The following is a 24,641-nucleotide window of genomic DNA, read 5'->3' as shown; positions in this document are numbered from 1 at the left end:
CTAACGCGAAGAGGTCAAGCTCGGCGAGGCCTTCGAGCAGGCGGGGATGCCTCGCACGGCGATGGTGAACTTCTCGGCGAACATCGCCCGCGCGTGGTCGTAGAGGAGCCGCTCGGCCTCGGGCCGACGCTTGCCGACGGCGATCTGGCTGGCCTGGTAGGCGGCGAGCCCCGGGATCGGCGACGGGCTGCGGCCGATCGCCGGGCCGCCTCGCCAGATCGCCTCTCTCCCCCTGGTGAGGAAGAGCCGGGCCTCGATGCCGGTGAGCCGGTTCTCGGAGTCGAGGTAGTTGCCGTCGAGCCGCTCCTGCACTTCGACCTTGAGCCGGTAGGGGGCGTGCGAGTCCCAGAGCCCGTTCCACTCCGACGCCGGCCTCCGGATCAGGTAGTCGCGACGCCCCAGCTCGTCCTCGAAGAGGTGCGAAAATAGGGCGTCGTACTCGCGCCCGGAGCCGAAGCTGAACTCCCCCCGGGTCGGTTCGACGACGAGTCCCTGCGCCGCGATGATCGCGCGGGCGATCTCCTCGGCCTCGGCGTGGAGCGCCCGCCGCGTCTTGACGTCGGTCAGCGGCTCGAGACTCTTCGCGACCTTGTCGCAATGGTCGAGCGCGGCCCTGCCCGCGCCCGAACTTTGCGAGCGTCTGGCGGCGGCCAGCTCGGCCTCGGCGCTGCGTCGGTGAGTGCGTTCGAACTCGCCGTCGATCGCCTCCACGAGGTCGGCCAGCGCGGACTCCTTGCGCACTCGCAGGCGCAAGGTTTCGAGCGACAGGAGCGCCTGATCGGGGGGGAGCGAGACGACCGCCGCGAGCTGGATCTCGGCCGCCCGGCGCGAGAGCTGGTCGCGGTCGCGCTGGAGGGTCTCCAGGCGATCGCGATAGCGGGAGCCGAGGCCCCTGAGCATCGCCAGGGCCTCGTCCAGCTCGGCGAGGGCCTGGTCGAGCTGCCCCTGCTTCTCCAGGTCGATGGCCGCGGCCGAGTGGGCCGCGGCGGCCTCCTCATGCTGGCGGCAGGTCCGGCGGTCGACGTACTTCGCCGTCGCCGCGATCAGGACGAGCGCACCGACGGCCCCGATCCCGGCCCAGGTCAGGTGGCGCCGGAGCTTCGCGGCCTTCTTCCCACCCGGCTTTCGCAGGGCGAGCGGCGATCTCGGGATGAAAGGCACCTCGATCAGGGCCTCGCACCACTCGCAGCGCGTCTGGCGCCCGGGCGAGAGTCCCCCGACCTCGACCTCGTTCCCGCAATCCGGACAGGCAAACGTCCCGTCCATCCCGGTCCTCTCTGAGCCCTCGGGTCTCCATCGCTGGCGTCCATGACCTTGATGGAGGAAGAGCTGTACCTGTTTCGAGGCGTCTCCACCCGGCACCGGAGACGACGCGCCTCTCCACCATATTCAACTCTCGAGCCGCGATGCCAGGCCTCGGCCAAATGACCGAGCCCGCCCTTCGCGTCCCGTCCTTCTCTCAAAAGCGTCGTCATCCGGCGAATATGTCCCATTCAACCCGAGATACAACGCCCCAACCATGAGGTCATGAGGAAAGATCCGTGAATTCGGCCCATTTTCTTCCCGAGATGGGGTGAAAGCCCGATTCGCTCACAAGATATGGGCTCGGGGTCGACGTGATTGCGTGATTGGGTGTAGGGGAAACGCGATGATGATTCACCAACGCAAAAAGCCTCGCTCGGGGTTCCGAGCGAGGCCTGGGTGGTTCTTGGTATCGAGGGGCCGCGACGGCTTCCGACCTTCGGGGCCTGGTCAGATCTGCGAGGTGCAGTGATTGATGAGCCAGGTGTCGACGTCGGAGAGCATCGGCGAGGTGAGGCGGTGGGCACACGGGTAGGACTGGAAGGCGACGTTGAGGCCGCCGGCGCGGAGGACGCTGACGTCCCGGCGTGCCGAGGCGACGGGGACCCGGGCGTTCCACTCGCCGTGGACGACCAGGATCCGGAGGTCTCGGCAGGCCTTGAGCCTGGCCAGGGGGCGGAACCCGCCCGGGAGCCAGCCGTTGATGGCGACGACCCCGGCGAACCGCTCGGGATAGCTCAGGCCGAGGCGATAGGCGACGGCCGCCCCCTCGCCGCAGCCGACCAGGAAGATCCGCTCGGAGTGGACGTGCAGGGCGCGTCGGGTCTGGCGGATCGCCGAGAAGATGTTGTCTTCCAGGGTGTCGATCGGGTCGGGGCAGCCTTCCATGAGCCGCCGCCTGACGATCTCCCCTTCCGAGAGGGTCGGGCCCGGTTCCGGGGTGCGTCGATCGGGTCGGGCGAACGCGGAACCCCAGCCGAAGCCCTCGGGTCGCCCGCGTTTGGTGGCGACTTCGGGGCCTCTCAAGCTTAATCCGACGTAGTTGCGCCAGCTCAGCGCGGGCATCGAGCGCACCATCTGCGACTCGTCGCCGCCGCGGGCGTGGAGCATGGCCAGGAGGGGATACGCATAATTCGGCTCATACCGCTGCGGTATGAACCTGGCCTCAACCAGCGAGCCCATGCCACCGGTGTTCGTCGCGTGAAAAGAAGGGGCATTTAGCCGGTCGCTGGACATCGCGGGATGCTCCTCAGAGGCAAGCTAGGCGGGCTGACGTTCGTCATCCACCGAGGCGGTCCGGCTCAACCTGTTGGAGTGGACCAGGCTGATCTATGGAAGCATAGCGGGGAAATTGCCGGTCTTCAATAAATCGCCCAGTTAATTTGGATTTTGTCTCAAGTTTCTCTCAAGACACGCGCAAACTGGGCAAATTGACACTATTTCCCCGGGTCGTGCAGGTTGCACCTAACTTGATTTGCAGCTGGATTGAGAGAAATTAGGCAGGATTTGCGGTGGAATTTGGGTGGGATCATGGGTGCAAGCCTGGGTGTCTGGTGTGATGCCTGGGTGCAGGGTTGTCGGGTGATCCGGGTGTCCGTTCCCGGGGGTGAGAGACTGGGGGGAGTCGCGAGCGTTCGGTTCGGTTCATTTCGGTTCGGTAACGCGAGCCGAGGGTACTCGCGTTACCGACACCTGGCGTTCGTCGGGTCGACGACCCTCTTTCAGTCTTAGTGGAATAGGTTGTTGAAGAAGCTGCTGACCTTGTCGGGGAAGACCTTGAGCTGATGCTCGATCTTGTGGCCGAGCGACTCGTTGGTGACCTTGGGGTAGACCTTCCGCTGGGTCCTGCGCTGGTGCCTGACGCCCTCGAGGGCGTCGTTGCGCGCGGCCCTGGCGGCGGCGAGCTGGGACTGGACCGCCAACTTGTGCTGCTGGGCCTTGGTCAGGTTCTGGGTCGACGCAGCGGCCGTGGTCGTGGTCGTGGTTGTGGTCGTCGTGGAGCTGGCCGGTTTGGCCGTCCCGACGGTCATGCCGCCCGACGACGGGGGATAGGTCGGCACGGTGGTGGTGCCGTCGGCCCCGAGCAGGCGGAGGGTGATCGGGTTCGAGTTGGAGACGTTGTTCGTCTTGATCGGCTCGTTGATCTGATCGAGCGAGTCGACGATCATCGCGATCCTGGCCGCGCTGTTGCCGATGAGGTTGACCCCGTTGGGCAGCCGACCGGGCAGGTGCAGGGTCTGGGTGATGTCCTGGGTCGCGCCCGAGGCGAGGCCGTCGATCGTGGTCCCGCCGAGGTAGATCGACGGCCCGATGATGCTGTTGGTCCCGGTGAGGACGAAGCTCACCTGGAACTTGCCGGCGGCCCCGGTGCCGATGTTCTGCACCGAACCGGAGACCTGGAAGTCCTGCCCCCAGGGCAAGGCGGAGGTGGGCGCGGTGAGGGTCCCGGCGGCGAGGTCGGCCTGCGGCGGCGCGACGACGGTCGAGTTCGGGTCGGGGTTGATCGTGACGGCGACCTGATCCTTGCCCAGCCCCTGCGTCGGGGCGTGCGGATACATCGGGTTGATGACGTAATCCGTGTCCTGGATCATCGAGAGCGTGAACGAGGTCTGCCCGGCCAGCGGGTTGGGGATGACGTCCGGCAGCTTGAACGTCTGGACGACGTTGACGGTCTGCCAGGCGGGGATGGCCGGGATGTCGAGGAACCCGACGGTGACGTCGGCGTTGGTCCCCGGGTTGGTGCCCGCGGGGGTCAGGACGATCGCCGCGCGGGTCGGCGGGGCGTCGCCGGCGGCATTGTTCTGCACCTGCCCCGAGACGGTCACCGTCTTGCCCCAGGTCAGCGACGGGTCGGTCACGCCCAGCGACGTGCCGATCAGGTCCGACGGCTGGTGGGTGACGATGTTGAGCTGGACCTCGTCGTAGCCGTTGCCGACGGCGAAGTTGTTCGCCTTGTTCGACTCCTTGATCGACGAGTTCGGGTCGGTCCAGGCGGCGATGTAGATCGGCCCCCCGTTGAACTTGGCGAGCGGCGTGGCCGGCAGCTCGAACGTGCCGCTGTAGGGGGCGGACTGACCGGGCGCGAGGCCGGCGGGGATCGTGACCTGGCCCAGCGTCACGGCGCCCGGCCCGATGATCGGCGAGGTCGAGGCGACGATCGAGACCTGGAACGACTGGTCCGCGGAGGCCTGTCCCTGGTTCTGGACCGTGCCGCTCACCTGGATCGAATCGCCCCAGGAGGCACTCGGGGAGCCCACGGCGAAGGTGTTGCCCAGCAGGTCGGGCAACGCCGAGGCGGCGAGCAACTGCCGATGTTCGAGGGAATCGAATCGCAGAATATGAGGACCGCGCCCCCAGGCGCGTCGGCGGGCGGCAGCCCGGCGGTCTTGGGACGGCATGAAGTCTTCTCCTCCTTGAGAAGCCGGCTCGCGACGAGAACCGTCGCGAGTCGATCGATCGCCTCAGCCTGCCTGTGAGGATTCGCGGATCGTGGACCCGGCGCCTCGGCCAGCGTGAGTTGCGGCTCTACCCTTCCTGGGATTATGCGCGGAATTTAACCGTCCTCGTCAGTCCGGTCAAGGCCGACTCTGCGGATAACGAAGAGTGGTCCGCGCCCCGGCCCCAGGCCCCCGGCCCGGGTGTTCGCGATGAAGAAATGATGCGCGAGAGGTGTGTCCCTCGACGGTTGGCGGTCGTTATGATACCTATGCTCGAAGTTAGGGAGGATCTCGCGAGGGGGCGCGGCGGGGAACCGAGGTTGGCGGAAGCACTTGTCGGAAAACTCGGATATCTCGGCATCGCGCTGGTGCTCATGCTCGGTGGGCTCGGCCTCCCCGTGCCGGAGGAGGCGCCGATCATCCTGGCGGCCGTCCTCTCGCGGAACGACAAGATGTCGTGGCCGATCGCGCTCAGCTCGTGCTTCGCGGGCGTGCTCCTGGGGGACTTCATCGTCTACTTCCTCGGGTACTTCTACGGCGAGCGCGTGCTCAGCTTCCCGCTCACCCGCAAGTTCCTGACGAGGGAGCGCGAGGCGCAGATCAAGGGGTACTTCCACCGGCACGGCTTCAAGATCCTGATCCTGGGCCGATTCGCGGTCGGATTCCGCACGGCCGCGTATCTCACGGCCGGGATCCTCAAATTGCCCCCCTTGCGCCTCTTCCTGACGGACGCCTTCGCGGCCTCGCTCAGCACCTTGCTGATGTTCGGGCTCGGCTACGTCTTCGCGCACCAGATCCAGACGAGCTTCGACCAGTTGAAGCACTGGTTCATGGTGATCGTGGCGGTCGCGCTCGCCTCGTGGCTCCTCTACCGCTATTACCAGGGGAGGCGCCGGGCCGGCCTGCCGGTCGGTCCGCCGGTCCTCGTGGTCGACGACCTGCCCCCGCCGGCCTCGCTCCAGGACGCCCGCGAATCCAAGGCGACGACTCCGGCATCGTCCCCCGCCCCCGCGGCTTCCGGTCCCTCCGCTTCGGCAACGCCTCCGGTCGCCTCGGAGCCGAAGCCCGTCGTGGCCGAGGCCCCCAAGCTCCCCCCCTCCTCTCTCACCGACAGCGCATTGCTGCTCCCGCCTCGCCCCGAGGCCCCCGGGGCCGAACGCTCGGCGATCCTGCCGATCGATTCGCCGAGCCCCGACTCGTACGAGCCGCGATCCTGAGCCGACCCCTGGCCGGGATCCTGCCCAAATTGCGATGACGGCCGTCGCCGGACCCGCGCCGATCTCGACTTAACAAAGTTTAAAGGGATCAGCGAGTGAACCCGGCGGTCCCGAGTCCGATCGAAGGGAATTGATGGGGCCGGGATGAGTGTCATAAGGCCATGGTCTGTCGGGAGTTGCGAAAGCGGAAAGCGGGCCTGGCCCTCGTGGAAAATCCTCTCGAGCCGATTGGTGTCGGGCCTCAAAGACGGGTTGACCGTTACAAACGGTACTGCTACCCTCACCGCCGCCTCGTGAGGGAGTAATACGCTCGCTCCGAGGTCCTGACAATTCGAGCCGAATTCCCTACGCGTCCGCCAGCGCGACTGAATTCTTGGGGCTCGCCGACGAGCCCGGGCCGGTTGCTCTCAAGGCAGCCGACCCCGGCGAGGAGGGCGAGGCCCGCGATTCAGGCCCCTAGGGAGACAGGCTGATACCAGGGCTGGTCGTCGCACTGTGGCGAAGACCGGCCAGCGCGTCCCGGTCGTGGCGCGGCAGCGGCCACGCAGGACCGGCCCGGAGATCACTCCGGTTGGCGAGTTATGGAAAGACTCGCACGAGATGGGTTCGCTCGTCGAACCCAAACGGATCAACCCTGGAAGATCGCTCAGAATGAACAAGCTTATTCGCCCTCTCGCCATCGCGGCCGGTCTGACCCTGGGCCTGGCCACTTCGTTCGTCCGCGCCGACACGATCCAGTCGCTGAGCATCGCCGACCTGTCGGCGTCTCAGTTCAACAATGACTTCAAGGCGATCGACAACGCCCCGGCGATCACGTCCGCGTTCACCTACGCGGGTTCGAGCGGCACGTCGGGCCTCGTGACCTCGCAGGTGTTCCAGGGCGTCGGCTCGGAGGCCGGGCTGTACGCCTATGCCTTCCAGTACAAGCTCAATGACACCACCGCGAGCGCCGGCCCGGTCGACCTCCGCGCCACCGCGACGCCGTTCAACTCGACCCCGATCGGCACCGACCTGACGGGCTCGGGCTCGACGAACTACGTCTATGCCATCTCCGACAATGGGATCGGCGGCATCGGTGCCCCCTCGGGCGCCAACGGCCAGGGCATCCTCAAGCCGACCAACGTCTACTGGTCGCCGAACGCCACCAACGGCTCGCTGCTGACGACCTACTTCGACCCGGCCTCGGCCGTCTCCTCGCTGAAGGCCGGCGCCACCAGCGCCACCTTCGTCGTGCTGTCGAAGCAGCCGTTCACGACCGGCAACGTGGCGATCCTCGGCTCGGCCCCGATCGATCCGGGCTCGGCCTTGACCACGACCTACACCACGACCCCCGGCAAGATCGACCCGATCCCCGTGCCGGAGCCGACGACGGTCCTGGCCTGGACCGGCATGCTGGGCGCCGCCGCCCTCGTGCGTCGGATTCGCAAGAACCGCGCCGTCGTCGCCTGAGCGACACGCCCCGGTCTTCACGATTGAAATCGAGTCGGCGACGACTCGCGAAAGCCCTTCGCACTCGCGAAGGGCTTTGGCTTGCGCATGGTTTCGACTAGAATCCAGGCCGACTCCCGTCCCAGATAAGCCCGACGGATTGAGATCGCGAGGCACGCACCCATCGAGGAGGCTCCCCCACGGCGGGCTCTTTCCCATGAGATTCCCACCGATCGCTCGCGTACGACAGGTCGGCCGCCACCCCGAGGTCGAGGACGTCCCCAGGGCCGTCGGGGAGGCGATCGCGAGGAGCCGGATCGCCGGCAGGATCCCCCCCGGGGGCACCGTCGCCCTGACGGTCGGGAGCCGGGGCATCGCCGGGATCGACCGGATCGCCCTGGCCGCGGTCGACGCCCTCAAGGGGCTCGGCTTTGCCCCCTTCATCGTCGCGGCGATGGGGAGCCACGGCGGCGGCACGTCCGAAGGACAGCGCGCGTTGCTCGCCGAGTTCGGCGTGACCGAGGCCGCGATGGGCTGCCCGATCAAGAGCGAGATGGCCACCGTCGTCCTCGGCACCGACGGCTTCGGCCTCCCCATCCACTTCGACGAGAACGCGTTCGGGGCCGACGGCATCGTCCTCCTGAACCGGATCAAGCCGCACACGTCCTTCACGGGGCGGTATGAGAGCGGCCTGCTGAAGATGCTGACGATCGGCCTGGGCAAGCAGCAAGGGGCCTTCCACGTCCACAAGCTCGGCCTGCCCGGCCTGAAGCGGATGCTCCCCGAGGTCGGGGCCTTCCTCCTGGAACGGACCCCCGTAGCCCTCGGCATCGCGATCCTCGAGAACGCCGAGGAGAAGACGGCCAGGATCGTCGCCGTCGAGCCCGAGGAACTCCTCGACGTCGAGCCTCTTCTGCTCGACGAGGCCCGCACCCTGATGGCGCGGCTTCCCTTCGACCAGATCGACGTCCTGGTCGTCGGCGAACTCGGCAAGAACTACAGCGGGACGGGGCTCGACCCCAACGTGATCGGCCGCCAGCGCGTGGAGACGATGCCGGATCTCCCTCGCCCAGTGGTGACGCGCCTGGCCGTCCTGGATCTCTCGGTCGAGACCCGCGGCAACGGCCTCGGGGTCGGCCTCGCCGACCTGACGACCCGGAGGCTCGTCGAGCAACTCGACCCGACCCCGATGCGGGTCAACAGCCTGACGAGCAACTTCCTGACCCGGGCCCGCGTGCCGATCTCTCTCGAGGACGACGCCGAGGTCCTCGCCGCGTCCCTCGACACATGCTGGCGCATCGAACGTTCCCAGGCGAGGATGGTCCTGATCCCGAACACGTTGGAACTCGTCCAACTGTACGTCACCCCGCCGCTCGCGGCCGAGGTCGAGGCCAACCCGAACCTCCGCTTCGAGACCGACTTCACTCCCCTGCCCCTCGACGCGAACGGGAACCTGGAGCAAGAGAAGCTTTTCCCCGAGAGCGTCCGCGGGCGTCGGGCTTCCGGCGGGCACGGGGCCGCTTGATCCTCGAAGGATGAAATGATGAATTCGTCGGTGAATGACTCAAGTAAAGTTCGGTGCCGATCATGATCCGGGGCGTCGTCTTCGACCTCGACGGCCTGATGTTCGACACCGAGGCCCTCTTCCACCGCGTCCTCGTGGAGATGCTCGAGGCGAGGGGCAAGGCGTACACCACCGAGATCGGCCGCGCGATGATCGGCCGCCGGGCCGCCGAGAGCGGGCCCGACTTCAAGCGGCTCGCCGGGCTCGACGAGCCGGTCGAGGAACTCATGCTCGAGGCCCGCACCCGCTTCTACGCCGAGATGGACGCGGCCGTCCACCCGACCCCCGGGCTCATCGCCCTGCTGGCGAAGCTCGAGGCCTGGAACCTGCCCCGAGGCGTGGCGACGTCGTCGCGTCTCTCGTATGCCGAGATGCTGCTGAAGCGTCACGGGTTCTTCGACCACTTCGATTTCGTCCTCACCGCCGAGGACGTGACGCTGGGCAAGCCCGACCCCGAGATCTACCTGCGGGCCGTCGAGCGGCTCGGGTTCGAGGCGGGCCAGGTGCTGACCCTGGAGGACAGCGCCGCGGGGGTGACGGCCGCCAAGGGGGCGGGCACATTCTGCGTGGGCGTCCCCCACGACCACAGCCCGGCCGATGGCCTTGGCCTCGCCGACCTGATCGTCCCGAGGCTCGACGACCCTCGCCTACTCGCGATCCTGGAACCGAGACATCATCATGGCTGATACCGACTCGAGCGAACGGCAGATCGTCCCCTACCTCATCCCCATGCTCGGCTTCATGGGCCTCACTGCGCTCGAGGGCTACCTCCCCTCCGACGGCGGCCCTTCGAGGATCGCCTGGTATCCCTGGGTCTACGCGGCCAAGGTCGCCATCGTCGCCGGACTCGCCTGGTACTGCCGATCCACCTGGCGCGACTTCCTCCCCTTGCCGGGGGTTGCGAAGCTGGGCGTCGCCGCGTTACTCGGCCTGGCGATCACCGCCGTCTGGGTCGGCATCGACGGCCTCTACCCGGACCTCCCCTTCCTCGGCAAGCGGACGGCGTATGACCTCAAGATCCTCACGCCCCCCTCGCGCGCGGCCTTCATCACCGTTCGGATGATCGGCCTGGTCGTGCTGGTTCCCGTCATCGAAGAACTCTTCTGGCGCTCGTTCCTGATGCGCTGGCTGATCGACTCCGACTTCGTCAAGGTGCCGATCGGTCAGGTCACGCCCCTTGCCGCGGCGATCACCTCGGCCTGCTTCGCCTCGGCGCACCCGGAATGGCTCCCCGCCCTGTTGACCGGCCTCGCCTGGGCCTGGCTCCTCTGGTGGTCCAAGAGCCTCTCGGCCTGCCTGGTGAGCCACGTCGTCGCCAACCTGGCGCTGGGGATCTACGTCATCGTCACCGGGGACTGGAAGTTCTGGTGAGCCGTATTCGGTAGAATGATCGGAGGCCGGCATCGACCTTCGAGGGTTCGGTCAAGGCGAGAGCCCATCCACAAACATCGGTTCGCCCCCTCTATAGGGTAGCCACGATTGGGACAATCGGGGTCGCGCAGCGACGAGAGGCCAACCGCAGGTCGCCTCGGCCATCACCAGAGGCCCTTCCCCATCTCTCCGGCCCGTTCGCAGAGCCCCGATGCGCTAGCAGTCTAGCCAAAATATCGACCAATTCATCAGGTTTGTGGGTGAACTATGTTGACGCGACCTGAGTCGCAAAGCGACAAGAGGTCGTCTATGTGAGCGTTCGGAATGGAGCATTCCCTCGGGCCATAGGATGGGGAACCTTCGTGTCGATCGCGAGGGACCGGAATGCAGGTGATTGCCTGTCGGCCGAGGCGGATTGCGATCAGCCTCTTGTCGCTTCGCGACCCCGATTGTCACAATCGGGGCTACCCAGAGCATATTAGAAGTCGGATTGCATCTTCGCCAGATCTCGCTCGAGCCTGATCGCGACCTCATCGGACGAGGGAATCAATCGGTGCTTCCGAGTCGGCGCCGAGGGTTTACGCGGGGGGCGGCCTCGGCATAGCTTGGGGCGAAGGCCAGAGGCAGCAGTAACACGATGGCACGTTGCATCGAAATTCTCCTGTCTTTGGATCATGACACGGGTCACCCGATACCGATGATGCCGACTCACTGACCCCCGGCCGATTGCGTCGAAGCCTCTCGCGTCAATTCCGCATGGGGGCCTTTGAGGAGCGGCTCGCTCGTCAGAACCGAGCTCTCGGTGAGCTTGTCCCGCAGGGTGAGGAGCGGGCGCTCGACGTATCGCCAGGAGAAGGCGGCGAGGCCGAAGCAGCAGGCGACGCGGAAGACGTCGTAGAGCGACGAGCCCCGGATCCCGATCACCTCGCGCAGTTTGATCGTCAGCACGAACAGGAATGGGTGATAGAGATAGAGCCCGTAGCTGATCTGCCCGATATAGGCCAGCACCTTCGACCGCAACGGCTTCAAATACGGCTGCCCCGCCGAGGTGATGATGAAGCCGACGACGCAGAAGTAAATCATCGACATCTTGGCGATCGTCAGCGCGAAATACGTCGTGAGCCACTCGAGGCTCGGCCAGACGGCGTTGAGCGCCCTGGTGACCTGGACCTCGCCGAAGATCGCCTGCACGACGGTCGGCGTCAGCGCGATCGTCAACCCGACGCTGGCGAAGGTCCACTTCAACGTCTTGCGGTTCCGCTCGAACCAGGCGGCGTCGGAGAGCAAGGCCGCGAGGAAGCCGCCGAGGACGAGGCCGTCGGTCCTGGCGAGGAGCAGGTTCCTCGGCATGCCCGAGAGCCTCAGGCAGACCGACATCAGGAACAAGGGGATCGCGATGCGAAGCACCCCCTTGCGACCGATCAGGCAGACGAGCAAGGGCCAGACGATGTAGAACTGCTCCTCGATGGCGAGCGTCCAGGTGTGGTCCCAGAGCCGGCTGAACCCCGGCGAGGCCCCTCCCCAGTAGTCGGGGATGAATTGCAGGTAGGCGGCGTAGAGATACCAGCCCTCGCTCGGCATCCCGCGCGAGAAGAGGTAATTCACCCCGAGGAAGATGACCAGGGTGAGGTAATAGATCGGCCAGATCCGGAAGGCGCGGCGGGCGTAGAACGTCTTCAGCTCGGCGAACGAGCGATCCCCCTTCAGCAGGATCGACGTGATGAGGTAGCCCGAGAGGACGAAGAAGAGGTCGACGGCCGTCCCCAGGGTGGGATACTTCCGCATGAAGCGGAGGTGGAACATCAAGATGGCCACCGATGCGATCCCTCGGATCGCATCCAACTCGATCATCCGGCGCATCGCGCGTGTCCCTCCGTGGCCCGGCCTCCGTCGCCTCGCCCGCGGCTCCGCCGCGCGAGGTGTCTCCGCAAGGCCGGGTTTGTCCCAGAAAGTGGCCTTTTCCGCAAGGCAAAGCCTGCGAATCCCACACCGCCGTCGAGGCCGAGGAAGGCTGGGCAAGCCTGCAGCCGCTTGTCCGCCGGTTGCTCAGGCGTTAATGTGACCCCCGGATCGGTTCGAGCCGGATCGACCCGACCGCCCCGCTGGACCCGCCTCCCGAGGAACGTTCGCGATGACCGGACCCGTCACGCCCTCCGAAGGGCTCGACTCCCTGGGCTACTCCCTCTCGCGCTATCGCGAGTCCACGCCCAAGCTCGCGCTCCGGGCGGAGACGCCGGAGCAGCTCGCCGAGTGGAAGAAAGGCGCGAGGGCCAAGCTCGCCGAGCTGATCGGGGAGTTCCCCGCCGAGAAGGTCGCGCTCGAGCCGAAGTTCGGCCCGATCGTGAAGAAGCCCGGCTACACGCGCCGATCGGTCACGTTCGCGACCCGGCCGGGGATGACCGCCTACGCCTATGTCCTCATCCCCGAGGGACTCAAAGGCCCCGCCCCTGCGATCCTCTGCGTGCCGGGCCACGGCCGGGGCGTCGACGACATCGTCGGCATCGAGGAGGACGGCAAGGAGCGCGACCACCTCGACGGCTATCAGCACGACTTCGCCATCCAGTGCGTTCAGAACGGCTACGTGACGCTCGCGATCGAGCCCATCGGCTTCGGCCATCGCCGCGACGCCGGCGCCCGGGCCAAGGGCGCCGGCGCCAGCAGTTGCCAGCCCGCCGCGGGCGCGGCATTGCTCCTGGGCGAGACCATGGCCGGCTGGCGGACCTGGGACGCGATCCGGGCCCTTGACCTCCTCGAGACCCTCCCCGAGGTCGACCCCAAGCGCTTCGGCATGATGGGGATCTCGGGCGGCGGCACCGTCACGTTTTACACCGCCGCTCTCGACGAGCGGGTGAAGGTCGCGATGCTCTCCGGCTCGTTCTGCACGTTCAAGGACTCGATCTTCAGCATCGGCCACTGCATGGATAACTACGTCCCCGGCATCCTCCGCTGGTTCGAGGCCGCCGACGTCGCGGGCCTGATCGCCCCCCGTTACCTCTTCTGCGAGGCCGGCACGGAGGATCGGATCTTCCCCAAGCATGGCGTCGAGGCCGCCCTTCGCGACGCCGAGCGGATCTACAAAGCCGCTGGCGCCGAGGACCACATCGACCACGCCTTCTTCGACGCCGGCCACACCTTCAACGGCGCCGCCGCCTTCAAGAAGATTGCGGCCTGGCTCCAGGCCCCGAAGACGAGCTGAGCCTTTCGGTCTATGTCTTCATGTGCATGCGCGGAGCGCCCTCCGTCGTCCCATCGAGAGGGCCTCCGCCGCACCCGCCCTTATTGAAGCCGACCTGATTCGCCGATGGACATTCGGCGGATGCTCTGCGGCGGGTGGCCGAAGACCCGCAGGAAGGCTCGCCGCATGCGCTCCGGATCGGCGAAGCCGACATCGCGGGCGATGGCCTCGATCGGCTCGGCCCCCCGCTCCACCCTCGGGCGGGCCGCCTCCGCCCGGAGGCGTTCCACCGCCTTGGCCGGGGTCTCCCCGGTCTGGGCCAGGAAAACCCGCCCGAACTGGCGGGAGCTCAGGCGAGCGACCTCCGCCAGGTCCTCGATCGAGAGCGACTCGGTCAGGTGTTCTCGGATATAGGTCAGGACATCCCGGATGCGGTCCGACTCGGGCTCCATGTCGAGCATGGCCGAGAACTGCGACTGGCCGCCGGGCCGTCGGTGATAGACCACGAGGATCTGCGCCGTGGAACGTGAGACCTCGGTCCCGAGGTCTTCTTCGATCATCGCCAGGGCCAGGTCGATGCCCGCGGTGATCCCGGCCGAGGTCCAGACGTCGCCGTCCCTGGTGAAGATGCGATCGCCGTCGACCTTGACGGATGGGAATTGACGCTGGAGCAAGGCCGCATACCGCCAATGCGTCGTGGCATGGCGACCTTCAAGCAAACCCGCGCCGGCCAGGATGAAGGCACCGGTGCAGACGCTCGCCACACGCCGGACCCCATCGACGCCCTCGCGGACGGTCCGATACAGCATGGCATTCAACTCGGAGGGGCCGGTCAAGTCCGCCCCGCCCACCACCACGAGCGTGTCATAGGTGCCCGGCTGGATCGGTCGGGTCGAGACCTCCAGCCCGCATGAGCTGACGATGGACCCTCCGTCACGCGAGACGACGTGATGCCGGTAGGGCTCGTCCCCCGCGACCCCGCCCGCCACCTCGAAGGCCGCCAGGGGCCCGCTCAGGTCCTGAATCTGGAAGCCGGGGAAGACCAGGAACGCGACGTCGCGTGTGGCCTTGCCGACGTGCATTTCCTCGCTTTTCGCCCCACGGGGTGAACCCTTCTTTCGACTGGTACGAGATGGTGGCATCGGAGTTCCTCTTCACGGCCCTTGCTCAGCCTGATTGTCTCAATCTAAGGGAAACCCGAATTTTCCGCCATGTTGGCAGTACGAGTCTCGGTCGAGAATCGTGTGTCCTGAAATGAGGGAAAAGTGTCATTTACGCCATGAGGATCATCTGGGATGTTGGCTACGAAGGGTGAGCGATCGCCCTGTTTTCAATCCGACACGGCGAAGGAAATCTAACGATGACCAGCATCCTGATCCCGCTGTTCGAGGGGGTGGAGCTCATGGACTTCACCGCACCTCACGAGTTCTTCTCCCTCGCCCCCGATCTCCAGTTGATCGTGGCTTCAAGGGGGGGGAAGCCGATCGATGTCCACGGCCTGACGTTCAGCAACCTGGCCGACCTGGACGCGGTCGAGCGCTGCGACGTGATTTGCATCCCCGGCGGCGTCGGGGTCATCGGGGCGATCGAGGATGATGGCTTCATGTCGTCGATACGACGCCTCGCGGGGTCGGCGAGGTACTTGACCTCCGTCTGCACCGGGTCGCTGATCCTCGGTGCCGCGGGCCTGCTGACGGGACGCCGCGCCGCCTGCCACTGGTCTTGCCGTCACATCCTGGCCGAATTCGGGGCGATCCCCGATGCCGGCCGGGTCGTGCGTGACGGCAACGTGATCACCGGAGGCGGGATCACGGCGGGGGCCGATTTCGCCCTGATCCTGATCGCCGAAATCTGCGGCGAGGATGTGGCGCAGAGGGTCCAGCTCACCGCGGAATACGCGCCGGCCCCGCCGTTCAATTCGGGCACGCCCGAGGAGGCCCCGCCGCACATCCTCGCCGCGGTGAACGACCGCCTGGCGGGCATGGTGGCGGAGCACCACGAACGTCTTCGCAACTACGTATCGCGGAGCCGACAAGGGACGGCGCCCTTGGCTCGATGACGGACTGATCGCTCGAAATCTTTTCTCAACGGAGGACCCCATCATGAGACTGGCAGGTAAGACGGCCCTGATCACCGGCGGCACGAGCGGGATCGGCCTGGTGACGGCGAGGCGATTCGCCCAGGAGGGCGCACGAGTCGGGGTCACCGGGCGCGATAAGGCACGCCTCGAAGCGGTGAAGAAGGAACTCGGGGACGAGGCCCTGGTCATCGCCGCCGACGCACGATCGATCGCGGATATGAACGCGGCTGCCGCGCATGTCGGCGAGGCGTTCGGCGGGCTCGACATCTTCTTTGCCAACGCCGGAGTCGCCCACGCCTCGCCGCTCCTGGAGACCGACGAGGAACTCTACGGCGAGATGATGGACACGAACGTCAAGGGGGTCTTCTTCTCGATGAAGGCGGTCTCGCCGATCCTCCACGAGGGGGGCTCGGTCATCCTCAACACGTCCTTCATCAATCAGGTGGGATTCCCCGGGCTCTCGGTGCTGGCCGCGTCCAAGGCGGCGGTGCGGTCACTGGCACGCTCCTGGTCGCGCGAGCTCCTGGGCCGCAAGATCCGCGTCAACGCGGTGAGCCCCGGCGCGATCGACACGCCGATCCAGGACAAGTTCGGCGGCACGCCGGACGAGGTTCGCGAGAGGAAGGCCCAGTTCGCGACGCTGGTGCCCGTCGGCCGCCTCGGGACGGCGGAGGAGATCGCTGACGCGGCGCTATTCCTGGCGAGCGACGAATCCCGGTACATCGTCGGCGTCGAGCTCGTCGTCGATGGAGGCATCTCCCAGCTCTGAGCCCGATGCCGATTCCGCATAATGACGAAACCCCGGCTACCTGGAGATAGCCGGGGTTCGGATGTGTCATTCAAGTCGTAGGCATGCGACCGATCAGTAAGAATCGGCGCTGAGGACTTCGCCGCCGGAGATGGAGTTCATCCCGACCCAGACCTGGGCGGAGACCGAGTTCTTGACGAAGTGGACGGAGCCGTCGCCGCAGAGGACGTTGATGCCGCCCGCGTGGCGGCTGCGGGCGCCGGAGAAGGCGGTGTTGTTGCCGTTGGCCGTGGTCGCGGCGCAGGGGAGCTGGTGGACGGGGTCGTTGGTGCAGAAGATCGACTGCGAGAGCTGGTCGAAGCCGTTGTTGATCCCGAGGTAGTCGTTCGTGCCGTTGGGCGTGAACCGGGTCATGAACGAGCTGCCGCCGCCGATGCTCGACCACATCGTGCCGCGGATGTCGTTGATGGCCCCCTGGAGCACTTCGGCCATGAAGACCGTGTTGCTCGTCCCATCGGTCACGGAGGCCATGTTGATGTTCCCCTTGTGCCCGAAGGCCGACTGGAGATAAGGGGCGGAGATGACCGAGGAGGACGTCTGCCCCTGGCCCCAGTTGGTGTTGCCCCAACTGACGGCGTAGTTCCCCTTGGTCATGATCACGTTGCTGAGCGCGCCGCCGACGTACGAGGTCGGGATCTGGAACTTGTTGTCGGTGTCGCTCGGGCACTGGAAGACGCTGACCTTGACCCCGGTGACCGTCGAGTTGGCGTAGTAGCCCAGCGGCAGCGGGGAGTTCGGACCCTCCGAGCCGAGTGCGAAGTTGAACGAGTTATAGAGCGGCTGCTGCTCGAATTGCGGGAGCATCAGCACGAACCAGGGGGTGTTCTGCACGCCCGCCAGGATTGTGGGGAACGCCTGGGTCGGGCTCGGCTTCCAGACCCTTCCCGGCGGGAAGTTGTTGGCGACGTCATGATAGTTCGCCATCGCCAGGCCCAGTTGCTTCATGTTATTGACGCACTGGATCCGCCTCGCCGCCTCGCGCGCCGCCTGCACGGCCGGCAGCAGCAGGGCGATCAAGACCGCGATGATCGCGATCACAACCAGGAGCTCAATCAGGGTAAAACCGCGACGTCGTCGTCCGAACATGTCTGAATCATTCCTCAAACGCGAGAACCTTCGCGGGACCCGCAAATCGACGCGGATCCCGCACATTCGAAATCTTCCATCCACTCAATAGCGAATCGGGAAGTAGAATTGATTAACGAGCCGAAAAGCTTAGGAGATGTCTCGCGATTTTCATGACGTATGGAATTTAGAAAGCGTGAGCAATTGAGTTTCGGAGGGGGCGATCTCAAGTATCGATGGCAGCGTTCTTTGTCAGCGTCATCAACTCGAGTGCGCATCGGGAGCCCTCGACGGCAGGCGTCGAGGGCTCCCGCGCATCGTCGGCGGTCGGACTCATGGCAGGCTATGTTTTGAACGGCCAGGAGCGGGAAAGTTGCGCTCAGGTGAATGCCCGAAGGACTTCCATCATCAGGTGCTTGTCGCGATTCTCGGCGAGCTCCATCGCGGTGCAGTCCGCATCTCCCACATAACTCGGGTCAGCACCCTTGGACAGGAGAGCCCTGGTGAGTCGGGCGCTGTCCTCGTCGTTGAGGGATCTCGACGCGGCGCAACCAAGCAGGAGTGAATTTCCCATGAAATCCAGGCTGTGGACATTGGCGCCGTGTTCGATGAGCAAGAGCGCCGCTTCGACGTGGCCGGAACGGACCGCCAAACACAGACCGGAGCAACCCATCAGTTGAGCATCGATGTCCTCGGTCCCGAGGGCAAGCGCTTTGCGCAAGGTCGTCAAATCGCCATCGCGAGCCGACATGGCGATCCGGGACGCGGGCGGGATCACTTTGCCGTCGTCGACCACCTCGACACTCAAGGGCGAGCCGTCGAGGTCGGGCATCAGGAGCATCGCCCTGCCCCTGGCGACGAAATCGAATCCGTTCTCGCCTGCCCCGTCGCTCAGTTGACCGGCCGTGTCTTTCCTGAGTGCCTCGAGGGTCGCCTCATCCGGTTGACCCGGCGACCAGTATTCCACGAGGATCCGCGCCTTCCCGAACCAGGAGACCTCCGCGCGGAAGAAGCCGCCCACGATCCCCTTGTCGGCGATCTCGCTGTCCAGGTAATACTCGAGGGGATTGTCTTCGCAGCCCCAGGTTCGCAGACTCCGAGGTGCGGAGACCCGGCGATAGGACTCGGCTTCGATCACGTAAGCCTTCGCCCGGAAGATGATCTTCATGTGGCGTCCTGCCTGTATGTCGGGTTCGAGATGCCGATAGTTCATCCTTGTGATTGGCATTTCGGTCTGCACCCCTGCAAGGCGGTTCTCCGAGAGAGGCACTCACTGATCCGGCGTTCAAGCCCTCACTCCGCGTCGGGGATAGACGACGGGCTGGGCCCCTGCTTGATGTTGGCCGGGAGCTTGCCGCCGGCGGGGGTGATGAGCTTCGAGTAGACGGTGCCGTCGATGGTGGTTTTGACGAAGCGGACGGCGCCGTCGCAGAAGACGAAGTTGTTGCCGTCGGCGTGGCCGCTGTTGACGAACGGGAATGAGCCTTCGACGGTGAGCGAGCGTCCGTAGCCGATGTTCTCGAACGTGCCGATGACGTTGGAGTTGGCCCAGCCGGGGCCGTCGGCGCCGCCGGACTGCGGGGTGAGTTGGCCCGCGAGGCAGTCGACGACGGCGAACTTGGACTGGCAGATATTGTCCGAGCCGATGAACATCGTGAAATTCGGCAAGGGGCAGGCCCAGTTCGAGGGCCTCCGCCCGGAATAAGGGCTGTCGCCCGAGGAGTAGCCGACGAGCGTGTTCTCGCCCAGGAGCAGCGTGCTGGAGGCCCCGTCCGACACGGAACTCGGGGTCGACTTGATGTCCCAGGGCTGGTCCCCCGTCTGCGTGCCCAGGAACATCACGCCGAGTTTCTGCCCGACGGCCTGGACTTCCTTCCAGTCGGCCGCCGTCTGGGTCCATTTCAGGGTCTGGCCGTTGCTCGACAGGCCGTCGCGCTGGTGCCCGCTCCAGGAGACGGGGATCGCCGGCCAGCGCACGAAGCCGCCGTTGACGACGTAACTCTGGTTCCCCTCCCCTACTGCGACCGTCGGATCCGCGGGGCATCGGAGGATCCCGATCGTCGTCTTCGCGATCAGCATGTTGCTGGGGCCGAACGTCGACTTCGCGGGGGAGAGGTAGTCGGCCTCGAGGTTCCAGGCGTTGTAGAGCTCCTGGTTATCGATGTAAGGCAGGATGTCGACGGTCCAGCTTCTCAGCAGGATTTTCGAGTCGTGACCGGCGCTCTGCGGGTCGGTGAACATCTGATAGATGTTGGATCGCCGGGGATCCCCCTGGTGGAACGCCGGGTCGTCGAGGATGGTCCCGGCGTTCGGGAACGCCCTCTTGGCGTTGGAGAACCCCAGCAGCCCGAGGGCGAGCTGTCGCATGTTGTTCTGGCACTGAAGCCTCCGGTCATCGCCGCGGCGACCGGTCAAGGCGGGGAGGAGCAGGAAGATGACGACCGCGCAGACGGCCACAGCCACGATCACATCCCGGGGCTTCAGCTTGTAGCGTTGGTCGGGATTCATGGAATCGTCCCCCCTCGAGGGCGTGAGCCTCGGGATCTGATCGGATGAACCGAATGACTCATCGTTCATAACGGCAATTCACGGACGCGTCGAGGGGTCATTCGTCCTCGGGCCGCAAGTCCCCTTCGGAGTATCCTCATCGCGACAGCCGGATCGCCTCGGGCAGCGCCCCGCCCGCCGGGGTGAGGAGCCTGGAATAGACCTAGCCGTCGATTGTGTGCTTGACCTATCGGACCGAGCCGTCGCGGAAGACCAAGTTGCTCCCTCCGCGGTGACGGCTAGTGGAGAAGGGGAATGAGCCCTCGACGGTGAGCGTGCGGCCGAAGCCGATGTTCTCGTACGTGTCGATGAGGTTCGATTTCGCCCAAACTCCTCAGCAGGAGCTTGGGGTTTCCGCCGGACCCTCGCGGTTCGGAGACGAATGGGAAGATACTCGACCACCCTTATGCAATTCCGGATCGTCGAGGAAGATCCCGGCGTTGGGATACGCCTCCATTGGAGTTGGCGGATCCCATGAGCCCGAGGCCGATCTGCCGCATGTTGTTCTGGCATTGCCCTATCGGGCGGAGCTCATGGATGGTCTGAACCGTCGGGAAAAAGAGGAAGGCCAGGCCCATGAGGACGACAAAGGCTACGACCACATCGCGAAGGGTTGGCCGATTGCGTCGGTCGTCATCCATAAGCCTGATCCTCGCTGATGTGATTTATAATACATGGAAAATGATATTGTGAATGAGGAATCATCCCCGGGCCTCTGGCGGTATGGCCTGTCGCGGTGAGACAGGCCCCGTCGTCATGGCAGGTGGTCATGCAGGTCCATGAGAGGAGTTTGCCGGATCCCCTCGGCTAGAGCTTCCCCTGCGGGGGTGAGGAGCTTGGAGTAGACGATTCCGTCGATGGAATCGGGGACGAATCGGACGGCCCCGTCGCAAAAGAAGAAGTTGCTCCCGTCGGGGTGGTGACTGTTGACGTACGGATGTGAGCCCTCGGCCGCCAACTCCCGACCGAATCCGAGGTTTTCGAAGGTGCCTGCGAAGTTCGATTTCAGCCAACCGAGGCCGTCGGCGCCCGAGGCTCCCCGCCTGAGTTGTCCCGCGAGGCAATCGGTGGTCGAATTCTCGGATTGGCAGATGTTATCGGAGCCGAGGAACATCACGAAGCTGGGCAAGGGGCAGGCCCAGTTGGTCTCGCGCTTCTTTGTGTAAGGGGTGTCGCCGGGCGAGTAGCCGACCAGGGTGTTCTCGCCCACGAGCAGCGTCTGCGCGGCCCCGTCGGTGATGTCGGCGGGCCTGGTCTTGATATCCCAGGGCTGGTCGCCGGTGTGGGTGCCGAGGAACATCACCCCGAGCTTCTGGCCGACCGACTGGTATTCCCTCCAATCCGCGCCGGTGGTCGCCCATTGCAAGGGGGGGCCGCTGGTGGAGGCTCCGTCCAGTCGACTGCCTCTCCACGAGAAGGACGCGGCGGGCCAGCGCACGAAGCCCCCGTTGACGGCATAGCTGAGGTTCCCCTGCCCGTTCACGGCGGTCTCGTCTTCCACACAGCGGAGGATACCGATCGAGGTGGTGGTGAGCTGAGAGTTGCTCAGCAAGGCCGACGACGAGGAGGCATTGAAGTAGTCGAGCTCGAAGTTCCAGGCGTTGTACATCTCCTGCTCGTCGATGTAGGGAAGGATGTCGACGACCCAGTTCTTCAGGAGTGCCGTGGTGTCCCCGCCCGCCCCTCGCGGGTCGGCGACGAAGGGGTAAATGCTGGATTTCGCGGGATCGCCCTTGTGGGTCACAGGATCGTCCAGGAACGTCCCGGCGTTGGGATAGGCGTTCCTGGCGTTGGAGAATCCCATGAGGCCGAGGCCGACCTGTCTCATGTTGTTCTGGCATTGCAACCTTTGAGAGAAACGCGAACCTCGCTTGACGGATGATATGGCGAGGAAGGCCAGGCCCAGGATGATGCCGGCGACAGCGACCACATCGAGGAGTTTCAGCCAGTTGCGCCGGTCGTTATCCATGACTTCAAATCCTGTTAAATTTAAGTGTTAATAATTTAGTATAAATTAATCATTTGATATCAATTCGTTCCTTGTGACCTGCAATCGGCCTGCGAGGACCTCCCTGCCCTCAAGGCAACTTGCCGCCCAGCTTGAGTTGCCGGATCGCCTCGGGCAGCGATTCCCCCGCGGGCGTGAGGAGCTTGGAATAGACGGTGCCGTCGATGGGGTCGGACAGGAACCGGACGGACCCGTCGCAAAAGACGAAGCGGCTTCCGTCGGGGTGGTGACTGTTCGCGAAGGGGAATGAGCCCTCGACGGTCATCTTACGACCGAAGTTGATGTTCTGATGCGTACCGACGAGGTTCGATTTCCGCCAACCGCGGCCGTCGATCCCTCTGGGGGTCGTCGCGAGTTGCCCGGCGAGGCAACCGATGGCGGAGTTCTCGGACCGGCAGATGTCATCGGAGCCGATGAACATGACGAAGTTCGGCAGCGGGCACGCCCAGTTCGTCTCCCGCTTGCCCGAGAAAGGGCTACCCTTCGGCGAGTAGCCGACGAGTGCGTTTTCGCCCGCGAGGATCGTGTGCGAGGCCCCGTCGCTGATGTCCTTCGGCGTGGTCCTGATATCCCAGGGCTGATCGCCCGTGTGGGTGCCGAGGAACATGACTCCGAGCTTCTTGCCGATCGCCTGGGTCTCGCGCCAATCCGCGCCGGCCGGTGCCCATTGCAGCGGAGGGCCGCTGTTGGAAGCCCCGTCCTGGGGACTGCCGTTCCAGGAGATCGGGACGGCCGGCCATCGCATGAAGCCGCCGTTGACGGCATAGCTGAGATTCCCCTGCCCGGTGGCGGCGGTCGCGTCCTCCGGGCAGCGGAGGATCCCGAACATCGTCGAGGCGAGCTGGAAATTGCTCGCCGTGGTGGGCGACGTGGTCGTGTCGAGGTAGTCGCGCTGGAAGTTCCAGCCGTCGTAAAGCTCTTGGGCGTCGATGTAAGGGAGGATGTCGACGACCCAACTTCTCAGGAGCGCCTTGGAATTGCCGCCGTCGGCCCTCGGATCGTGGATGGCCGGGAGGATGGAGGACTTGCGGGGATCGCCTCGGTGGACCTTGGGATCGTCCAGGAACGTCCCGGCATTGGGGAAGGTGTTCCTGGCGTTGGAGAAGGCCAGTAGCCCTCGCCCGATCTGTAGGAGATTATTCTGACATGTGAATCGACGTGTGTACGGACGATTGTTTTTTGAGGATGAGATTACGATCAAGGCCAGGCACATGCAGATGCCGACGGCGGCGACCATGTCGAGAAATTTCAGCGAGCCGCGTGAGTTATTATTCATGAAATCTAGCCTTTTTTCGATTTAAGGTTGATGATTATAGATCAACGTTAATGATGAGATCTGGGCCGAAGTTTCTTGCCTCGGATCGGTTACGCCAGGGCTTCCCTGCGTCATTGCAGTTCGTCAGCCCCGTTCGCGAGCGGGGCCTGTCGCATCTCGCCGGGCAGCGTTTCGCCGGCCGGTGTGAGGATCCTGGAGTAGACCGAGCCGTCGATCGTGTTGGCGATGTATCGAACCGAGCCATCGCAGAAGAGGAAGTTGCTGCCGCGAGGGTGCGGGCCGGCGATGAAGGGGAATGAACCTTCGAGGCTCAACGTGCTGCCGAAGCCGATGTTCTCGAACGTGCCGTCCAGGTTCGACTTGGCCCAGCCGGGTCCGTCCTTCCCTTCGGGTGTCGGCGCTAGCTGGCCGTCGAGGCAGGCGTTGACGAGGGCTCCCGACTGGCAGATGTTGTCGGAGCCGAGGAACATCGCGAAATTCGGCAGAGGGCTCGCCCAGTTGGTCTCGCGTTTCGCCGAGTAAGGGCTTGTCCCATCGGAGAAGCCGGCCAGGGTGTTCTCGCCGACGAGAAGGGTCGTGGAGGCTCCGTCGGTGAGGTCCTTCGGCGTGGTCTTGATGTCCCAGGGCTGGTCGCCGGTGTGGGTGCCGAGGAACATCACTCCGAGCTTATGCCCGACCGCCTGGGATTCCTTCCAATCGGCGCCTGGGGGTGTCCAATGCAGGATCGGCCCGGTGGCGGGGGCGCCGTCGACGTCGCTGCCGGTCCACGAGAATGGCATGGCGGGCCATCGGGCGAAGCCGCCGTTCGCGACATAGCTGAGGTTCCCCTTTCCAATCACGGCGGTCGGGTCTTGCGGGCAACGGAGGATGCCAATCACGGTCGATGCGATCATGCTGTTGCTTGGCAAGTCCGGCGACTGTGTCGCGTCGAGGTAATCCACCCGGAAGTTCCAGGCGTTGTAGAGTTCCTGGTTGTCGATATAGGGGAGGATATCGACCACCCAGCTATGTAGGTGAGTTCTGGGGTTTCCGCCTGCGCCGTGCGGGTCGGAGACGACCTGAAAGATGCTGGACTTCCTGGGATCCCCCTGATGGACCGCCGGGTCATCGAGGTACGTCCCCGCGTTCGGATAAGATCCCTCGGAATTCTCGAAAGCCAGAATCCCGAGGGCGATCTGGCGCATGTTATTCTGGCAGTTGGCACGCCAACCGCCCACCCGAGTCTCTCTGATCGCCGGGACGACTTGGATGATAAAAAGGGCGATGATGCCGATGACGACCAGTAATTCGCGAATGTCCATGCGAAGCCTGGGATCGGAATTCATCTTAATATGCCACCTTCTCGAAATAAATCGCGATAGGA

General features: G+C 65.1%; 21 protein-coding genes. 9 read left to right on the top strand and 12 right to left on the bottom strand.

What is annotated here, in order from left to right; all coding sequences use genetic code 11:
* The 3 genes from ACOYYX_RS34690 to ACOYYX_RS34680 all read right to left on the bottom strand — a co-directional run bounded on the left by ACOYYX_RS34690 (window position 1) and on the right by ACOYYX_RS34680 (window position 4,700).
* Window positions 1-1,266, bottom strand: coding sequence for a hypothetical protein (locus tag ACOYYX_RS34690; protein ID WP_422927232.1), 1,266 nt, complete (start codon window positions 1,264-1,266; stop codon window positions 1-3).
* A gap of 486 nt (window positions 1,267-1,752) precedes the next feature.
* Window positions 1,753-2,538 carry an alpha/beta hydrolase gene (locus tag ACOYYX_RS34685; protein ID WP_422927231.1) on the bottom strand — a complete coding sequence of 262 codons (786 nt, stop codon included), beginning with the start codon at window positions 2,536-2,538 and terminating at the stop codon, window positions 1,753-1,755.
* Window positions 2,539-3,029: 491 nt separating this feature from the next.
* Window positions 3,030-4,700 carry a CARDB domain-containing protein gene (locus tag ACOYYX_RS34680; protein ID WP_422927230.1) on the bottom strand — a complete coding sequence of 557 codons (1,671 nt, stop codon included), beginning with the start codon at window positions 4,698-4,700 and terminating at the stop codon, window positions 3,030-3,032.
* A 359-nt stretch (window positions 4,701-5,059) separates the two neighbouring features.
* Between ACOYYX_RS34680 and ACOYYX_RS34675 the strand changes: the two genes are divergently transcribed.
* From ACOYYX_RS34675 to ACOYYX_RS34655, 5 genes are all read left to right on the top strand, one after another.
* Window positions 5,060-5,956, top strand: coding sequence for a DedA family protein (locus ACOYYX_RS34675; RefSeq protein ID WP_422927229.1), 897 nt, complete (start codon window positions 5,060-5,062; stop codon window positions 5,954-5,956).
* Window positions 5,957-6,607: 651 nt separating this feature from the next.
* Window positions 6,608-7,405: a hypothetical protein gene (locus ACOYYX_RS34670; RefSeq protein WP_422927228.1), complete on the top strand. Its 798-nt coding sequence runs from the start codon at window positions 6,608-6,610 to the stop codon at window positions 7,403-7,405.
* 196 nt (window positions 7,406-7,601) lie between these two features.
* On the top strand, window positions 7,602-8,909 hold the full coding sequence (locus ACOYYX_RS34665) for a hypothetical protein (RefSeq protein WP_422927227.1): 1,308 nt from the start codon (window positions 7,602-7,604) through the stop codon (window positions 8,907-8,909).
* 62 nt (window positions 8,910-8,971) lie between these two features.
* The gene (locus ACOYYX_RS34660; RefSeq protein ID WP_422927226.1) at window positions 8,972-9,634 is read left to right on the top strand and encodes an HAD family hydrolase; all 663 of its coding nucleotides are present in this window, start codon (window positions 8,972-8,974) and stop codon (window positions 9,632-9,634) included.
* Window positions 9,627-10,319, top strand: a complete 693-nt coding sequence (locus ACOYYX_RS34655; protein WP_422927225.1) for a CAAX prenyl protease-related protein — start codon at window positions 9,627-9,629, stop codon at window positions 10,317-10,319. The genes ACOYYX_RS34660 and ACOYYX_RS34655 overlap by 8 nt, the downstream gene beginning before the upstream one ends.
* Before the next feature lie 708 nt (window positions 10,320-11,027).
* Here ACOYYX_RS34655 and ACOYYX_RS34650 read toward each other — a convergent pair.
* Window positions 11,028-12,179, bottom strand: a complete 1,152-nt coding sequence (locus ACOYYX_RS34650) for an acyltransferase family protein (RefSeq protein ID WP_422927224.1) — start codon at window positions 12,177-12,179, stop codon at window positions 11,028-11,030.
* A 271-nt stretch (window positions 12,180-12,450) separates the two neighbouring features.
* Here ACOYYX_RS34650 and ACOYYX_RS34645 point away from each other — a divergent pair, with 271 nt between their 5' ends.
* Window positions 12,451-13,515, top strand: a complete 1,065-nt coding sequence (locus ACOYYX_RS34645) for an alpha/beta hydrolase family protein (protein ID WP_422927223.1) — start codon at window positions 12,451-12,453, stop codon at window positions 13,513-13,515.
* An 80-nt stretch (window positions 13,516-13,595) separates the two neighbouring features.
* On the opposite strand, the gene ACOYYX_RS34640 is transcribed toward ACOYYX_RS34645, so the two are convergent.
* On the bottom strand, window positions 13,596-14,576 hold the full coding sequence (locus tag ACOYYX_RS34640; RefSeq protein WP_422927222.1) for a GlxA family transcriptional regulator: 981 nt from the start codon (window positions 14,574-14,576) through the stop codon (window positions 13,596-13,598).
* 278 nt (window positions 14,577-14,854) lie between these two features.
* On the opposite strand from ACOYYX_RS34640, the gene ACOYYX_RS34635 reads away from it, so the two are divergent.
* Both ACOYYX_RS34635 and ACOYYX_RS34630 read left to right on the top strand, forming a co-directional pair.
* The gene (locus ACOYYX_RS34635) at window positions 14,855-15,553 is read left to right on the top strand and encodes a DJ-1/PfpI family protein (RefSeq protein ID WP_422927221.1); all 699 of its coding nucleotides are present in this window, start codon (window positions 14,855-14,857) and stop codon (window positions 15,551-15,553) included.
* 43 nt (window positions 15,554-15,596) lie between these two features.
* Window positions 15,597-16,343 (top strand): glucose 1-dehydrogenase, encoded by a 747-nt coding sequence (locus ACOYYX_RS34630; protein WP_422927220.1) that lies wholly within the window; start codon window positions 15,597-15,599, stop codon window positions 16,341-16,343.
* Window positions 16,344-16,436: 93 nt separating this feature from the next.
* Here ACOYYX_RS34630 and ACOYYX_RS34625 read toward each other — a convergent pair whose 3' ends face one another.
* The 4 genes from ACOYYX_RS34625 to ACOYYX_RS34610 all read right to left on the bottom strand — a co-directional run bounded on the left by ACOYYX_RS34625 (window position 16,437) and on the right by ACOYYX_RS34610 (window position 20,286).
* Window positions 16,437-17,468 carry a DUF1559 domain-containing protein gene (locus tag ACOYYX_RS34625; protein ID WP_422927219.1) on the bottom strand — a complete coding sequence of 344 codons (1,032 nt, stop codon included), beginning with the start codon at window positions 17,466-17,468 and terminating at the stop codon, window positions 16,437-16,439.
* Window positions 17,469-17,826: 358 nt separating this feature from the next.
* Window positions 17,827-18,615, bottom strand: a complete 789-nt coding sequence (locus tag ACOYYX_RS34620; protein WP_422927218.1) for an ankyrin repeat domain-containing protein — start codon at window positions 18,613-18,615, stop codon at window positions 17,827-17,829.
* A 125-nt stretch (window positions 18,616-18,740) separates the two neighbouring features.
* Window positions 18,741-19,955, bottom strand: coding sequence for a DUF1559 domain-containing protein (locus ACOYYX_RS34615; protein WP_422927217.1), 1,215 nt, complete (start codon window positions 19,953-19,955; stop codon window positions 18,741-18,743).
* A gap of 226 nt (window positions 19,956-20,181) precedes the next feature.
* Window positions 20,182-20,286 carry an H-X9-DG-CTERM domain-containing protein gene (locus ACOYYX_RS34610; RefSeq protein WP_422931703.1) on the bottom strand — a complete coding sequence of 35 codons (105 nt, stop codon included), beginning with the start codon at window positions 20,284-20,286 and terminating at the stop codon, window positions 20,182-20,184.
* Here ACOYYX_RS34610 and ACOYYX_RS34605 point away from each other — a divergent pair.
* Window positions 20,264-20,653, top strand: a complete 390-nt coding sequence (locus ACOYYX_RS34605; RefSeq protein ID WP_422927216.1) for a hypothetical protein — start codon at window positions 20,264-20,266, stop codon at window positions 20,651-20,653. The two genes, ACOYYX_RS34610 and ACOYYX_RS34605, sit on opposite strands and share 23 nt — an antisense overlap.
* 95 nt (window positions 20,654-20,748) lie before the next feature.
* Here the strand turns inward: ACOYYX_RS34605 and ACOYYX_RS34600 are convergent, their stop codons facing one another.
* The 3 genes from ACOYYX_RS34600 to ACOYYX_RS34590 all read right to left on the bottom strand — a co-directional run bounded on the left by ACOYYX_RS34600 (window position 20,749) and on the right by ACOYYX_RS34590 (window position 24,603).
* On the bottom strand, window positions 20,749-21,963 hold the full coding sequence (locus ACOYYX_RS34600; RefSeq protein WP_422927215.1) for a DUF1559 domain-containing protein: 1,215 nt from the start codon (window positions 21,961-21,963) through the stop codon (window positions 20,749-20,751).
* A 109-nt stretch (window positions 21,964-22,072) separates the two neighbouring features.
* Entirely contained in the window at window positions 22,073-23,278 is a 1,206-nt protein-coding gene (locus ACOYYX_RS34595; RefSeq protein WP_422927214.1) for a DUF1559 domain-containing protein, read from the bottom strand.
* 110 nt (window positions 23,279-23,388) lie between these two features.
* Entirely contained in the window at window positions 23,389-24,603 is a 1,215-nt protein-coding gene (locus tag ACOYYX_RS34590; protein WP_422927213.1) for a DUF1559 domain-containing protein, read from the bottom strand.
* Between the last annotated feature and the right edge of the window lie 38 nt (window positions 24,604-24,641).

The sequence above is a fragment of the Singulisphaera chitinilytica genome, from assembly GCF_049331405.1.
In the GTDB taxonomy this organism is placed as follows: Bacteria; Planctomycetota; Planctomycetia; order Isosphaerales; family Isosphaeraceae; genus PoT.
Note: the sequence above shows the minus strand (reverse complement) of the source record. Positions and strands in the feature narration are given on the sequence as shown.